Below are 14,174 nucleotides of genomic sequence, written 5' to 3'. Positions count from 1 at the left end.
ATGGTGCAGAAACTCGACACGCTGGTGGAATCGCCCTCGCAGACCGCAGGGCCCTACGTCCACATCGGTTGCATGCCGACCTATGCCGGGAATGCCGGAGCCTATGACATCGAGATCGGCGAAAGCCCGATTGCCGAGGGCGCCAAGGGCGAGGTGATCGAGATCACCGGAGAGGTCTTTGACGGCACCGGCTGGGCGCTGCGCGACGCCATGCTGGAAAGCTGGCAACCGGATGCGGCCGGCCTGTTTCCCGGTCAGGATGGCGCGGACCCGAAGGTCAGCGGCTTCTGCCGGTTCGCCGCGGACAGCGAGAGCGGCAAGTTCACCCTGCGCACCGTCAAGCCGGGCGCAGTGAAGGCGCGGGGCGGGGCGATGCAGGCGCCGCATATCTCTCTCTGGATCGTGGCGCGGGGCATCAACATCGGCCTTCAGACCCGCATCTATTTCGAGGACGAAGACAACAGCGCCGACCCGCTGCTGAACCGGATCGAACAGGGCAACCGGGTCGAGACCCTGATTGCCAAGAAGACCGGCGATGGCCAGTATACCTTCAATGTCGTCCTTCAGGGCGACCGGGAGACGGTGTTTCTGGATATCTGATGGCTCAATTCATCCTCGTGCACGGCGCCTGCCACGGCGCATGGTGCTGGCGTGACATTGTCCCTGCGCTGCACGCGCGGGGACATTCCGTTCAGGCGATCGACATGCCGGGCCGGGGCGGCGGCGTGCCGGACCTGACCCTTGTCGATCATGCGACGGCGATCCTGTCGGCCTACGAGGGCAAGGCCGTGCTGGTCGGGCATTCGGCCGGCGGCCTGTCGATTTCGGCGGCCGCGCAGGCTGCGCCTGACCGCGTCGCGCGGCTGATCTACGTCGCGGCCCTGGTGCCGCAGGACGGCGATACGGTCGTCGGTTTGATGGGGGCGCTCACGGGCGACCGGCCCGCACCCCGGTTCATCCGTGCCGAGGACCGGCTGAGCTATTCCTTCGACACCACCGCCCCCGGCGCGGGCGAAATGCTGTACAACGGCGCCGACCGGGCGGCGATGGACTGGGCCCTGACGCAGGTCACTTACGAGCCGACCGCGCCGCACCGTGATCCGATCCGGCTGGGTGATGCCTTTGACGGGGTTGCGAAATCGGCGGTGATCTGCGACGCGGACCGGGTGATCCCGGCGCAGGACCAGCTGCGGATGGCGCAGGCGATCACCGACCGGGCACAGATCGACACGGGGCATTCGCCCTTCCTGTCCGCGCCTGCGGAACTGACGGAACACTTGATCAGGATGGCAGGCTAATGGCGGGATCGGTCCACGACAGCGCGATCTATCACAAGCTTTTTGACGCGGGCGAGGCCTCGAAGCTGTTCACTGACAGCGCCGAGGTCCGCGCCATGCTGATCGTCGAAGGCGCACTGGCCAAGGCGCAGGGCGGTCTGGGGATCATCCCCGAGCTGAGCGCCGCCGCGATCCACCGCGCCACGCTTGAGATCCCGCTGGATCCCGGCGGGCTGGGCGACCCGGCGGCCACCAATGGCGTGCCGGTGCCGGGGCTTGTCACCGCCTTTCGCAGCGCGATGCAGGCGCCGGAACACGCGCAGTACCTGCACTGGGGCGCGACCTCGCAGGATATCGTGGACAGCGGGCTGATGCTGCGTCTGCGCCAATTGCTGGGCCTGGTCGAAGATGGCCTTCGGGACGTGTTGCGCGCGCTTGCCACCCTGGCCGAGGATCACGCCGATCTGCCCATGGCGGGCCGGACCTATGGACAATATGCGACGCCGGTCAGTTTCGGATCGGTCGTGGCCGAATGGGGCAATCCGCTGCTGGATGCGCTGGCCGAGCTGCCGGCGCTGCGGGCTTCGTCGCTGCTGGTGTCGCTGTCGGGCGCGGCGGGCACAGGGTCGGTCTGGGGCGATCAGGCCCCTGCCCTGCGCGCGGCGCTGGCCAAGGGGCTGGGGCTGGGTGATCCGGGCCGCAGCTGGCATTCGGACCGGGGGCCGGTGCTGCGCATCGCCGCCTGGCTGACGCGCGTCGCCGTGGCGCTTGGCAAGATGGGCGAGGACGTGACGCTGATGGCCCAGTCGGGCGTGGGCGAGGTACGGCTTGGCACGGCCGGCGGATCATCGACCATGCCGCAGAAACAGAACCCAGTGCAGCCCTCGGTCATGGTGGCCGTGGCGCGGCAGGCTGTCGGGCTGAACGCCACGCTGTCGGGCGCCGGCATGGCGCGGCAGGAACGCGACGGGGCGGCCTGGTTCACCGAATGGATGGTGCTGCCGCAGCTGTGCCTTGCCACCGCGTCCGCCGTTCAGACCGCGCGCAAGATGGCCCCGGGGCTGCAGCCGCAGCGCGAGGCGATGCGGGCGGCCTTTGGCGCGTCGCAGGGACTGATGCAGGCCGAGGCGCTGAGCTTTCATCTGTCCTCGCACATGGCCCGCCCCGACGCGCAGGCCGAGGTCAAAAGGCTGTGCAAGGCGGTGATCGCGGACGGGGGCGATCTGGAAACCGCCGCGCGCGACGCCTTTCCACAGATCGACCTGAGCCCCGTCTTCGGGGCCGTCGGCCAGATGGGCGACGCCCCCGCGCAGGCCCGCGCCTTCGCCACACGCGCCCGGGCCATCTGACGCAGCGGAAATTCTTTCCGGATAGTGGAATTCCGTTTCGCGCTTGCCTAAGCTGCGCGGGACGAGTCACGCTTTGCACGAATACGGGAGGATCTCATGCAAACCATCCGCGCCGCTGTCTGTCGCGAAAACAACGCGCCCCTGACCATCGAAGAGGTGCAGCTTCGCGCGCCCGAAACCGGCGAGGTCGAGGTCGAGATCGAGGCCGTCGCGGTGTGCCATTCCGACATCTCGTTCTGGCAGGGCGGCTTCGGCGGCGCGCTTCCGGCGGTCTACGGACACGAGGCGGCGGGCGTCGTGACCCGGGTCGGGGACGGTGTGCATGGCATCACGGCGGGCGACAGCGTCTGCGTTACCCTGATCCACGCCTGCGGTCATTGCACCCCGTGCCAGTCCGGCAAGCCGACGATCTGTTCGACGCCCAAGGACAACATGGCGGGGTCGCCGATTTCCGACAAGGACGGCAGCCCGATCTACCAGGCGATGGCCTCGGGCGCCTTTGCCGACAAGGTTGTCGTGGACCAATCGCAGATCTGCGTGATCCCCGGCGACATGGCCAAGGACGTGGCATCGCTGATCTCGTGCGGTGTCATCACGGGCGTGGGCGCGGCGGTCTTTACGGCGGACATCCAGGTCGGACAGGACGTGGTGGTGATCGGCGCGGGCGGCGTTGGCCTGAACGCGATCCAGGGGGCCAAGATTGCCGGCGCCCGTCGCGTCGTTGCCGTGGACATGCTGGCCGACAAGCTTGAGGTCGCAAAGGAATTCGGCGCGACCGATACGGTTCTGGCCGAGGGCAAACCCTGGGCCGAGGTCAAGAAGATCCTCGGCCATGGCGCCGACGTCGTGCTGGTCACGGTCGGTGTCGCGCAGGTCTATGATCAGGCGCCGCGCTACCTGGGCCAGGGGGGCCGCGTGGTGATGGTCGGCCTGCCGCATGGCGACAAGGTGTCGTCCTATTCGCCGCTGATGATGGCCAATCAGGGCCAGGGCATCGTCGGGTCGATGATGGGTGACGTCGTGGTGAAGCGCGACATCCCGTGGATCATCGACATGTACCAGCAGGGCCGCCTGAAGCTGGACGAACTGATCTCGGGCCGCTGGACGCTGGATCAGATCAACGAGGCGATCGCGGACACGAAATCCGGCGCGGCCCGGCGCAACGTCATCATGATGAAATAGGATCTTGGTCAGCGCGCCGCCGTCGCGGCACATGGCATCGGATCGCATCAGGGGCCGCCTTGCCAGGGCGGCCCTTTTCCTTTGGCCTGACCGGTCCTGCAGGCGTCCGTGTTGCCAACGGTTCGCTTCGACCTTGCCACCCGGGTCTCAGGCCATATCGTGGCCCGGCACCACGGCACAGCAGGAGAGACGCGCGATGAAACTTCAGGATCTCGATATCATCGTCACCGCCCCGCCCGCACCGGGCTGGGGCGGGCGCTACTGGATCCTGGTCAAGCTGACGACGGACACCGGGGTGACGGGCTGGGGTGAATGCTATGCCGCCTCGGTCGGACCCGAGGCGATGACAGCCGTCATCCGGGATGTCTTTGACCGGCACATGGCGGGCACGTCGCCCGAAAACATCGAGCTGATGTTCCGCCGCGCCTATTCCTCGGGGTTCACGCAACGTCCCGACCTGACCGTGATGGGCGCCTTTTCGGGGCTCGAGATCGCCTGCTGGGATATCCTCGGCAAGGACCGCGACCGGCCGGTCTGGGCGCTGCTGGGCGGGAAGATGAACGACCGGCTGCGGGCCTATTCCTACCTCTACCCCCTGCCCGAGCACGAGATCTCAGCCTTCTGGTCCTCGCCCGACATGGCCGCCGAGAGCGCGCGTGATCTGGTCGCGCGTGGCTATACGGCGGTCAAGTTCGACCCGGCCGGGCCCTACACGATCCGGGGCGGCCATATGCCCGCCCTGTCGGACATCGACCTGTCGGCGCGGTTCTGCGCCGCGATCCGCGCCGCCGTGGGCACCCGGGCGGACCTGCTGTTCGGCACGCACGGCCAGTTCACCCCCGACGGCGCCATCCGCATGGCGCAGGCCATCGCGCCCCATGACCCGCTGTGGTTCGAGGAACCCGTGCCGCCGGATGACATGGATGCCATCGCCGCCGTCGCCCGTGCGACGTCGATCCCGGTTGCCGCCGGCGAACGGCTGACCACCAAGCAGGAATTCTCGGCCCTGCTGCGGGCGGGGGTGCGGATCCTGCAACCCGCGCTCGGCCGTGCGGGCGGCATCTGGGAGGGCAAGAAGATCGCCACCCTTGCCGAAGTGGCCGGGGCCCAGATCGCGCCGCACCTTTATGCCGGACCGGTCGAATGGGCGGCGAACGTGCACCTCGCGGCGTCGACCCCAAACCTGCTGATGATCGAAACCATTGAGACGGCGTTCCACGCCGACCTGATCCGGGGCGGCATCACGGTCGAGGAGGGCCATGTCCGTCCGCCCGAGGCCCCGGGTCTTGGCATCGAGATCGACGAGGACCTGGCCCGCACGCATCCCTACACCGGCACGGCGCTGCATCTGGGCATGCAGGAAGAGCCCTGCGATTACGTCCAGGCCAACCATTTCCAGGGGGGCGCCCCCCGGGACTGACCCGAAGTCTCGCCAAGCCACATGCGACATGGTAGAAGCCGCAAGACGCCCAGGAGGACCCGAGTTTGGCTGACCTGCAGATCCCCGTTAACCCCAGTGACATGGCCGAGAACGCGCAAAGCGCGGCGGCCTTCCTGAAGACGCTGGCGCACGAGGGACGGCTGATGATCCTGTGCCACCTGGGCAGCGGCGAGAAATCGGTCGGTGAGCTTGAGGCGCTGCTGGACATGCGGCAGGCGGCGGTCAGCCAGATGCTGGCGCGGCTGCGCGAAGAGGGTTTCGTCGCCACCCGCCGGGACGGCAAGACGGTTTATTACAGCCTGGCTAATGAGAACACGTCCGAAGTGATCGGCCTGCTGCACCGGCTGTTCTGCCAGTCCGACGCATGACCCCTGCCCTGCCTACCCCCGGGCTGTCCCATGTCTGCGACCTGCATGTCGAGCTGGACCAGATCCGAGAGATGGGCCAGGGCCGCGCCGGGCGTCGCCGCATCATCCCGATCATCGGCGGTCGTGTCGAAGGCCCGCGCCTGAACGGACGTCTGTTGAACCTCGGCGCGGACTGGCAGACGATCTGGCCGAACGACGTCGCCGAACTGGACACGCGCTACGCGATGGAAACCAACGACGGCGCGGTGATCGAGATCGTGAACTACGGCTATCGCCACGGCCCGGCCGAGGTTCTGGCCCGGGTCATGGCCGGGGAAGCCGTCCCGCCCGACCAGTATTACATGCGCACCCAGGCGCGGCTGGAAACCGGCGATCCGCGCTATGACTGGGTCAACCGGACGATTTTCGTGGGCACCGGCACCCGGCAGCCCCTCGGCGTCACCGTGTCGCTCTTTGCGGTCGACTAGGGGGCGCCGCCCCCCGGCCTGCGGCCTCCCCCCGAGGTATTTCGGACCAGAAGAAGGACGCGCGTGGTGTCGGCTTCATATGGTGGAAAATACCTCCGCCGGAGGCAACGCGGCGCAGCCGCGTCAGGACATACGCGACTTCAGTGCCGCCACGTCGCGCATCAGGGACGAGATATCCGTGCCGATGGCCGTGAACCCGGCCCCGAGCGTGCCGAGGTGGCGGGCGAAATCCTCGTTCAGGGTCAGGATGCCCGAGGGCACGCCGATCGCCTTGAGCCGTGTGAAGGCATCCTCGATCGCGGCGACGACATCGGGGTGCGCCTGGTTGCCCGGGTGACCCATGGAGCCCGAGAGGTCCGCGGGTCCGATGAACACCGCATCCACGCCGTCGACGGTGGCGATTTCCTCCAACTGGTCCAGCGCCTGGGCGGTTTCGACCTGCACGATCAGGCAGAGCTCTTCCTCGGCGCGGGTCATGTAATCCTTGATCAGCCCGAAGCCCGAGGCGCGGGTGCCGCCGGCCATGCCGCGGATGCCGTGCGGCGGATAGCGCATGGCCGTAACGGCGGCGCGGGCCTCTTCCGCTGAGTTGACGTAAGGAATCATCAGGGTCTGCGCGCCCATGTCGAGGTAGCGCTTGATATAGGCCGGATCGTTCGACACCGGCCGGACCACCGCCGAGACCTCGGGGTAGGCCGCGATGGCCTGAAGGGAGTGGTGAACCTGAAACGCCTCGGTCGTGGTGTGTTCGGTATCGACGACGATCCAGTCGAAGCCCTGGGCGGCCAGGGCCTCGGGCACGATCGGGCCCGCGATGGTGTTCCAGAAGCCGGTCTGGTGGCGGCCTTCCTTGAGCAGCGCCTTGAAGCGGTTCTTGGGCAGGTCCATCGGATCAGTCCTCCAGCAGGGTGGCGACGCGCGTCAGGGCCAGGGCATAGCCCTGCGTCCCGCAGCCCGCGATCACCGCGTCGGCGCGCAGGCTCACGTAGGAATGGTGCCGGAAGCTTTCGCGCTTGTGCACGTTCGAGATATGCACCTCGATCACCGGGCCCTCGAAGGCGTTGAGCGCATCGAGGATCGCGACCGAGGTATGGGTGTAGGCGGCGGGGTTGATGACGATGGCAGCGGCCTCGTCCCGGGCGGCGTGGATCGCCTCGACGATCTCGCCCTCGTGGTTCGACTGGTGGAAAGTCGTCGCCAGGCCCAGATCCTCGGCGGTATCGGCACAGAGCGTTTCCACGTCGGCCAGGGTTTCGTATCCGTAGATCTCGGGCTGGCGCTTGCCGAGGAGGTTCAGGTTGGGGCCGTTCAGGACATAGACGGTCTTGGTCATTGCGGTCTCCTCTGCCGTGGTTGCGGCAGTGATAGCATGTTTGTTCAGGGGCGCCATGGGTTTGGGGGGGCCTGCCCCTCCCTGACCCTCCCCATGACTGGGGAGGGGACATGTTCCGCAGGATGCGAGCGTAGCGCCCTGCGCGTCATTCGCCCCAGGTTTGCTTCAGAACGCGCACCCAGTTCCGCCAGGCGAGCTTTTCCAGCAGCGCCTCATTGATCCCATGCGCCACCAGCGCGTCGCGCAGCGTGGCGAGGCCCGAGACGTCCTTCATCCAGTTGGGCAGGATCGCCCCGTCGAAATCGGACCCGAAGGCCACGCCGTCCTCGCCCAGGATGGTCAGCAGGTGGTCGAGGTGGGCCAGCAGGTGATCGACCGGGCAGTCCGCGATGAATTTGCCGTCGGGGCGCAGGAAACAAGTGCCGAAGTTGATGCCGACCACGCCGCCGGTCTGGGCGATCAGGCGCAGTTCATCATCCGTCAGGCAGCGGGCCGAGGGGGTGACGTGGAAGGCGTTGGAATGGGTGGCGACCAGCGGGGCGTCCGAGATGTCGGCGACGTCCTGCAGCCCGGCCATGTTCAGGTGGCTGAGGTCCACCATGATCCGGCGCCGGTTACAGTCGCGGATCAGGCGCTTGCCCGCGTCGGTCAGGCCGGGGCCGATGTCCGAGGTCGAGGGGAAGCGGAAGGGCACGCCATGGCCGAAGATGGTCGAACGGCTCCAGACAGGTCCGATCGAGCGCAGGCCGGCGGCGTAAAGCTCATCCAGTTCGGCAAGGTCAGGGCCGATGGCCTCTGCCCCTTCCATATGCAGGATCGCGGCGAGGGTGGGGCCGTGGATCGCGGCCTCGACCTCTTGTGCGGTCGTGCAGGGGGTGATCACGCCCAGCTCGGCCAGCCGGTTGAAGTGGGTGATCCCCTCGCGCACCTGCGCGATGGCCGTCGGCTGGTCCAGTTCGGGCGGCAGGGGCAGGTCATAGCTGTCGCGCCGCATCGCCGCCATGTCCATGCCGGGCGCGCCGGGCGTCGGCACGAAGAGCGCGAAGAACCCGCCGCCCAGCCCCCCTGCCCGCGCGCGCGGCACGTCGATCTGCCCCTTGCCGTGGCCGTCGCGCACCTCTTCGGCCGTGATGCGGCCGAGGGTCATCTTGAGCAGCAGGTCGTTGTGACCGTCGAAGAAGGGCGTCATGAGCCCGCCCTCACCTCGCTCAGCGTCTTGGCGATGGTCAGCGCCTCGGGGTCGAGGAAGCAATGCAGCAGGGCGGGCTTGCCGCTGACCCGGGCGCGGTCGAAGGCGGCCGCGAAGTCCTTGCTGTCGTGCAGGGTTTCGGTGTGGCAGCCCATGGCGGCGGCCATCGCGGCGAAATCGGGGTTCTTCAGGTCGGTGGCCGAGATCCGGCCCGGGTATTCGCGTTCCTGGTGCATCCGGATCGTGCCGAACATGCCGTTGTCGATGACAAGCACGATCAGCGGGATGTCGAACTGCGCCGCCGTCGCCAGCTCCTGCACCGTCATCATGATGTCGCCGTCGCCCGCGACGCAGACCACGTCCCGTTCGGGCCGGTGCCGTTTCGCCATGACGGCGGCGGGCAGGCCATAGCCCATGGAGCCCGAGGTCGGCGCCAGCTGCGAGCCATGATCGCGGAACCGGTAGTGACGGTTGATCCAGGTCGCGAAATTGCCGGCGCCGTTGGTGATCGCCGCATCCGGGCCAAGCGTATCGCGCAGGTGGCACATGACCTCGCCCATCTGGAAGCTGCCGGGGATCGGCAGGGGATCGGTGGACCAGTCGAGGTAATTCTGACGCAGGGTGGCGACGTGATCGGACTGACGGTTGGGCCCGGGCAGGTCCGCCACGGCTTCGATGAAGCCGCCCGCCGTGCCGATCAGGCCGAGGCCGGGCTGGTAGACGCGGCCGATTTCCTCGGGGTCGGGATAGAGGTGGACCAGCCGGTCATCCCCCGGCCCGATGTCGAGCAGCGTGTAATTCTGCGACGGCATTTCCGACAGCCGCCCGCCCAGCATCAGGATCAGGTCGGCGTCCTTGATGGCCTTGATCAGCTTGGGGTTCGCGCCGATCGACAGGTCGCCGACGTAGTTCGGGTGATCCGCCGGAAAGCTGCCGCCACGCCGGAATTCGACACAGACCGGCAGGGCGTGGCGTTCGGCGAAGGCGATCATGCCATCGCGGGTGTCGCCCCGCCAGTCGCCGCCGCCAAGGATGGCGATCGGTCGCTCGGCCTGCGCCAGCCGTTCGGTCAAGGCGGCGATGCCCGAGGCCGAGGGCGTCATGTCGATCGGGTCTGCCTTTGGCGCATCGAGGACATCGACCACGTCGACCAGCATGTCCTCGGGCAGCGCGATCACCACGGGGCCTGGGCGGCCCTGGGTGGCAACGCGGAAGGCGCGGGCCAGCAGTTCGGGGATGCGGGCGGCATCGTCGATTTCCACCGCCCACTTGGCGATGGTGCCGAAGACCGCGCTGTAATCAAGCTCCTGGAAGGCCTCGCGGTGCTTCATGTCGCGGGCCACCTGGCCGACGAAGAGGATCATCGGCGTGCTGTCCTGCGCCGCCACATGCACGCCGGCTGCGGCATTGGTCGCGCCCGGGCCGCGGGTGACAAAGCAGATGCCGGGCTTGCCGGTCATCTTTCCATAGGCCTCAGCCATCATGGCTGCTCCGCCTTCCTGACGGCAGGTCAGCATGTCGACCCCCGAGCCGATCAGCGCATCCAGCACCGAAAGATAGCTTTCGCCGGGCACGCAGGTGGCCCGTTCGACCCCCTGAATGATAAGCTGATCCACAAGAATGCGTGCGCCTGTACGGTCCATCCGACCCTCCGTCATTTTCGGCGCAGAGTGGCGGTTTTGGCCGGGAATGGCCAGAGAGCACGACCGGGAAACCGCACCGAATGCGCGCAAGGGGGCGGATGCGGGAAGATGGTGACCCCGGCAGGATTCGAACCTGCAACCTGCCCCTTAGGAGGGGGCTGCTCTATCCAGTTGAGCCACGGGGCCAGCCGGGGTGTTCTTAGCGAAGGCGCCGGGGCTTGTCATGCCTTCGCGGGCCATGTGGGACGGCATTTTCGCGACTTTGATGAAAATCCCCGGAAAATCCGAGGTCGTAGAAGGCTGATATTAAGGTATCTGCGTTCAAAGTCCGGCTGCCTGCCCAGAGGACGTGCCCGGGGCGGGTCTCAATCCGGGGCCGATCCCCGCATGACTGAAATGAGGGTGAGATATATGGCGGCTACCGCGTCAACGACCTTGGACAAAACCGCAGGCGCGCTCCGCCTGCTGTCTCGGCTGACCTGGATCAGCAACCTGCGGCTGGCGGTCAAGCTGCCGCTGATCATCTCGGCGCTCGGGGCGCTGGTTGCGGCCGTGATCGCCACGACATCCTTCATGAACGCCCGAACGATCCTCACGACGGAAATCGAAACCAAGTTCGGAACGGCATTGGAAGCGCGACAAAGTCAGTTGTCGGCATTGCTTTCGACCATGGAAGACGAACTTCTGACGCAGGCCCAGAACCCCACGACCCTGTCTGCGCTCAGCAGCTTTTCACTGTCCTGGCGCACACTTGGGGGCGAACAGACGCAGCAATTGCAGACCGCCTATATTGCCGAGAACGAATTCGAGGCCGGCGAACGCGATGCGCTGATCTCCAAGGCCGACGGCAGCCAGTATGACCTCGTGCATCTCAAGTTCCACCCATTCTACCGCAAGGTCATGACCTCGCAGGGATATTCGGACGTCCTGCTGGTCGATCCGGACGGCAATGTCGTCTACTCCGTGGCCAAGCGGTCCGATTTCGCGACCAACCTGAACGATGGCGCATGGCGCGACACCGACCTGGGGCGGATCTTCCGCAAGACGATCGGGCTGCCCGCAGGCGATGCCTCTTTCGCGGACTTCGCGGCGTACGGGGCCATCGACAATGCCCCTGCCGGATTCCTGGCGACCGCCGTGTCGGACGGCACCAAGACCAAGGGCGTCCTGATCTATCGCCTGCCGATCGAACCGATCAATGCGATCCTGAACAACCCCAAGGGCCTGGGCGCAACCGGTGAGGTCTATGCCGTCGCTGCGGACTATACCCGCCGCTCGACGTCGCGATTCGGCGGAGCGGAGGTCGTTCTGACACAGGTTCCCCAGACCGCCTGGCTGCAGCACGCCTTCGAAACGGGCGAACCGCGTTTCGAAGAGACCGAGACGGCCGATGGCAACTCCATCCACATGATGGCCGAGCGCATGACCTTTCATGACACGACCTGGTCGGTCGTGATGGAACAGCAGGACAGCGAACTGCTGCGCCCGATCGTCGATCTGCGCAACACGCTGGCCTTGCAGATGGCCGGTCTGTTTGCCGTGCTGCTCATCCTCGGCTGGCTTATCGGTCGGGGGGTCGCCGGCCCGTTCCAGCGCATCAATGCGAGCCTTCGCAACGTGTCATCGGGCGATTACACCACCGCAATCCCGATGACCGACCGCGCCGATGACGTGGGCGACCTGGCCCGCGATCTGGACAACCTGCGCGACAAGCTGGGGATGGCTCAGGCAGACCGCAAACGCGCCGACCAGAAGGCCCGCAACCAGCGCGAGGTGGTGGATCAGCTCAGCTCCTCCATCGCGGAACTGGCCCAGGGCAACCTGACCACGAAAATCAAGACCGCCTTTGCCGAGGATTACGAGGCGCTGCGCGTGGCCTACAACTCGGCTGTCGAAAAGCTGCACGAAACGGTGGCGTCGCTGCTGAATTCCGCGCAGGAAATCGACAGCAACGCGCGCGACGTCGAAAACGCGTCCAATGACCTGAGCCAGAAGGCCATCGAACAGGCCGCGAGCCTTGAGGAAACCGCCGCCGCGATCACCGAGCTTTCGGCATCGGTCAAGTCGACGGCGGATGCGGCGGGCGATGCCGACAGCGTCATGACGCGCGCCAAGGCCGATGCACAGCAAAGCGGCCAGGTCGTCACCCAGGCCATGGGCGCGATGGACAAGATCTCCTCCTCGTCACAGAAGATCACGCAGGTGACATCGGTGATCGAGGACCTGGCGTTCCAGACCAACCTTCTGGCCCTGAACGCCGGGGTCGAGGCCGCCCGCGCGGGCGAGGCGGGGCGCGGCTTTGCCGTTGTTGCGTCGGAAGTGCGGGCGCTGGCACAGCGGTCTTCGGACGCGGCCAAGCAGATCAACGCCCTGATCCAGGAAAGCGCCGACAACGTCGTCAGCGGGGTCGAACTGGTGGAAAAGGCCGGCGCCTCTTTCGACAACCTGATCGGAGAGTTCGACAAGGTCTCTGTCTCGGTGTCCTCCATCGCCTCAGCCGCGCGGGAACAGTCGGTCGGCATCCAGGAAATCAGCTCGGCGGTCGATCAGTTGGATGGCGTCACGCAAAAGAACGCAGCCGTCGCAACGCAGGTCCACGGCACGGGCAAGGTGATGGTGAACGAAGCGGCGCGGTTGATGCAGGTTTCCGCCGCCTTCCGGGTCGACGGGATGCGCCCCGTTGCCGCCGCACCGATGGCCGCACCGCCCGCCACAAAGCAGGTTCAGCGGGCGGTCAACGCACCGATCGCGACGGTCAACGACATGTCTGACGATAGCTGGGCCGAGTTCTGAACACACCTTTGAAATCAAAGGCCCGGCCGTGACTGGCCGGGTCTTGGCGCTTGATCGGGGACGGGCCGGTCTGTAACACTTGGCCCAGTCATTCAGGAAGACCACAGTGCCCCCATCAGACCGACGCCCGCTTACCCTCCGCGATGTTTCAGAAGCATCGGGGGTCTCTGAAATGACGGTCAGCCGGGTGCTTCGGAACCGCGGCGACGTCTCTCCGGCCACGCGCGAAAAGGTGTTGGAGGCTGCGAAGACCCTGGGCTACGTGCCCAACAAGATCGCCGGGGCGCTGGCCAGCCAGCAGGTAAACCTTGTGGCGGTCATCATTCCGTCCGTCGCCAACATGGTGTTCCCCGAAGTGCTGGGCGGGATCAGCCGCGCGCTTGAGGAGACCGAGCTGCAGCCGGTCGTCGGTGTCACCGACTATTCCCCCGACAAGGAGGAAAAGGTCCTTTACGAAATGCTCTCCTGGCGGCCGTCGGGGGTGATCATCGCGGGACTGGAACATTCGGACGCCTCGCGCGCCATGCTGGCGGCGGCCGGAATCCCGGTGGTCGAAATCATGGACACGGACGGCGCGCCGATCGATGCGGCGGTCGGGATTTCGCACCGCCGCGCGGGCCGCGAAATGGGCAAGGCGATCCTCGAGGCAGGCTATCGCAAGATCGGCTTCATGGGGACGAAACTCGGCCTCGATCACCGCGCGCGCAAACGGTTCGAAGGGTTTACGGAAGCATTGGCCAAAGGCGGTGTCGAGATCCAGGATCAGGAGTTCTATTCGGACGGCTCTGCGCTCGCCAAGGGGCGGGAGATGACGGAAGCCATGATGATCCGCTCGCCCGATCTTGATTTTCTGTATTACTCCAACGACATGATCGGCGCGGGCGGGCTGCTTTGGCTGACCGAAAAGGGCTATGATGTGCCCGATCGGCTGGGCTGCGCGGGCTTCAACGACGTGCAGCTGCTGCAGGGCCTGCCACGCAAGCTGGCCACCATGGACAGCTGCCGTCAGGAAATCGGGCGGCGCGCAGCCGAGATCATCCTCGGGCGGCTGAACGGGGACGACACGCCGACCGGCAAGGTCGAACTCACGCCCCGGATCAATCCCGGCGACACGCTGCGCCTGTCCTGAGGC

Annotated in this window: 13 protein-coding genes and 1 tRNA gene; 9 read left to right on the top strand and 5 right to left on the bottom strand. The window is 66.5% G+C overall.

Annotated elements, in window-relative coordinates:
• The 7 genes from pcaG (at window position 1) to E4S58_RS01100 (ending at window position 6,084) form a co-directional block, all read left to right on the top strand.
• Entirely contained in the window at window positions 1–600 is a 600-nt protein-coding gene (gene pcaG, locus E4S58_RS01130) for a protocatechuate 3,4-dioxygenase subunit alpha (protein ID WP_136634488.1), read from the top strand.
• The gene (locus E4S58_RS01125) at window positions 600–1,298 is read left to right on the top strand and encodes an alpha/beta fold hydrolase (protein ID WP_136634487.1); all 699 of its coding nucleotides are present in this window, start codon (window positions 600–602) and stop codon (window positions 1,296–1,298) included. The genes pcaG and E4S58_RS01125 overlap by 1 nt, the downstream gene beginning before the upstream one ends.
• Window positions 1,298–2,626, top strand: a complete 1,329-nt coding sequence (locus tag E4S58_RS01120; RefSeq protein ID WP_136634486.1) for a lyase family protein — start codon at window positions 1,298–1,300, stop codon at window positions 2,624–2,626. Before E4S58_RS01125 ends, E4S58_RS01120 begins: the two co-directional genes overlap by 1 nt.
• A gap of 96 nt (window positions 2,627–2,722) precedes the next feature.
• Window positions 2,723–3,808, top strand: a complete 1,086-nt coding sequence (locus E4S58_RS01115) for a zinc-binding dehydrogenase (RefSeq protein WP_136634485.1) — start codon at window positions 2,723–2,725, stop codon at window positions 3,806–3,808.
• A gap of 196 nt (window positions 3,809–4,004) precedes the next feature.
• Complete coding sequence (locus tag E4S58_RS01110; protein ID WP_136634484.1) at window positions 4,005–5,228, top strand: mandelate racemase/muconate lactonizing enzyme family protein; 1,224 nt, start codon at window positions 4,005–4,007, stop codon at window positions 5,226–5,228.
• Window positions 5,229–5,329: 101 nt separating this feature from the next.
• Entirely contained in the window at window positions 5,330–5,617 is a 288-nt protein-coding gene (locus E4S58_RS01105; protein WP_136635775.1) for an ArsR/SmtB family transcription factor, read from the top strand.
• Window positions 5,614–6,084 carry a DUF3237 domain-containing protein gene (locus E4S58_RS01100; protein ID WP_136634483.1) on the top strand — a complete coding sequence of 157 codons (471 nt, stop codon included), beginning with the start codon at window positions 5,614–5,616 and terminating at the stop codon, window positions 6,082–6,084. The genes E4S58_RS01105 and E4S58_RS01100 overlap by 4 nt, the downstream gene beginning before the upstream one ends.
• 123 nt (window positions 6,085–6,207) lie before the next feature.
• Here the strand turns inward: E4S58_RS01100 and E4S58_RS01095 are convergent, their stop codons facing one another.
• The 5 genes from E4S58_RS01095 to E4S58_RS01075 form a co-directional block, all read right to left on the bottom strand.
• Window positions 6,208–6,972, bottom strand: a complete 765-nt coding sequence (locus tag E4S58_RS01095; protein ID WP_136634482.1) for an HpcH/HpaI aldolase family protein — start codon at window positions 6,970–6,972, stop codon at window positions 6,208–6,210.
• A gap of 4 nt (window positions 6,973–6,976) precedes the next feature.
• Window positions 6,977–7,417, bottom strand: coding sequence for a type II 3-dehydroquinate dehydratase (aroQ, locus tag E4S58_RS01090; RefSeq protein ID WP_136634481.1), 441 nt, complete (start codon window positions 7,415–7,417; stop codon window positions 6,977–6,979).
• Window positions 7,418–7,562: 145 nt separating this feature from the next.
• Window positions 7,563–8,606 carry a dipeptidase gene (locus E4S58_RS01085; protein ID WP_136634480.1) on the bottom strand — a complete coding sequence of 348 codons (1,044 nt, stop codon included), beginning with the start codon at window positions 8,604–8,606 and terminating at the stop codon, window positions 7,563–7,565.
• Window positions 8,603–10,249, bottom strand: coding sequence for a thiamine pyrophosphate-binding protein (locus tag E4S58_RS01080; protein ID WP_136634479.1), 1,647 nt, complete (start codon window positions 10,247–10,249; stop codon window positions 8,603–8,605). Before E4S58_RS01080 ends, E4S58_RS01085 begins: the two co-directional genes overlap by 4 nt.
• 109 nt (window positions 10,250–10,358) lie before the next feature.
• Window positions 10,359–10,435: transfer RNA gene (locus E4S58_RS01075), tRNA-Arg, on the bottom strand.
• A gap of 249 nt (window positions 10,436–10,684) precedes the next feature.
• Between E4S58_RS01075 and E4S58_RS01070 the strand changes: the two genes are divergently transcribed.
• Both E4S58_RS01070 and E4S58_RS01065 read left to right on the top strand, forming a co-directional pair.
• Window positions 10,685–13,042, top strand: coding sequence for a methyl-accepting chemotaxis protein (locus tag E4S58_RS01070; RefSeq protein ID WP_169052567.1), 2,358 nt, complete (start codon window positions 10,685–10,687; stop codon window positions 13,040–13,042).
• A gap of 106 nt (window positions 13,043–13,148) precedes the next feature.
• Window positions 13,149–14,171, top strand: coding sequence for a LacI family DNA-binding transcriptional regulator (locus tag E4S58_RS01065; protein ID WP_136634477.1), 1,023 nt, complete (start codon window positions 13,149–13,151; stop codon window positions 14,169–14,171).
• Window positions 14,172–14,174: the final 3 nt, after the last annotated feature.

The sequence above is a fragment of the Pseudooceanicola onchidii genome, assembly GCF_004959925.1.
GTDB classification, from domain to species: domain Bacteria; phylum Pseudomonadota; class Alphaproteobacteria; order Rhodobacterales; family Rhodobacteraceae; genus Pseudooceanicola; species Pseudooceanicola onchidii.
This window is presented reverse-complemented; position numbering and strand designations above follow the sequence as displayed.

Coding starts and splice junctions, on each gene's coding strand:
- aroQ (WP_136634481.1), bottom strand. CDS start 7,417: ATGACCAAGACCGTCTATGTCCTGAACGGCCCCAACCTGAACCTCCTC.
- E4S58_RS01100 (WP_136634483.1), top strand. CDS start 5,614: ATGACCCCTGCCCTGCCTACCCCCGGGCTGTCCCATGTCTGCGACCTG.
- E4S58_RS01105 (WP_136635775.1), top strand. CDS start 5,330: ATGGCCGAGAACGCGCAAAGCGCGGCGGCCTTCCTGAAGACGCTGGCG.
- E4S58_RS01115 (WP_136634485.1), top strand. CDS start 2,723: ATGCAAACCATCCGCGCCGCTGTCTGTCGCGAAAACAACGCGCCCCTG.
- E4S58_RS01080 (WP_136634479.1), bottom strand. CDS start 10,249: ATGGACCGTACAGGCGCACGCATTCTTGTGGATCAGCTTATCATTCAG.
- E4S58_RS01120 (WP_136634486.1), top strand. CDS start 1,298: ATGGCGGGATCGGTCCACGACAGCGCGATCTATCACAAGCTTTTTGAC.
- pcaG (WP_136634488.1), top strand. CDS start 1: ATGGTGCAGAAACTCGACACGCTGGTGGAATCGCCCTCGCAGACCGCA.
- E4S58_RS01085 (WP_136634480.1), bottom strand. CDS start 8,606: ATGACGCCCTTCTTCGACGGTCACAACGACCTGCTGCTCAAGATGACC.
- E4S58_RS01095 (WP_136634482.1), bottom strand. CDS start 6,972: ATGGACCTGCCCAAGAACCGCTTCAAGGCGCTGCTCAAGGAAGGCCGC.
- E4S58_RS01110 (WP_136634484.1), top strand. CDS start 4,005: ATGAAACTTCAGGATCTCGATATCATCGTCACCGCCCCGCCCGCACCG.
- E4S58_RS01125 (WP_136634487.1), top strand. CDS start 600: ATGGCTCAATTCATCCTCGTGCACGGCGCCTGCCACGGCGCATGGTGC.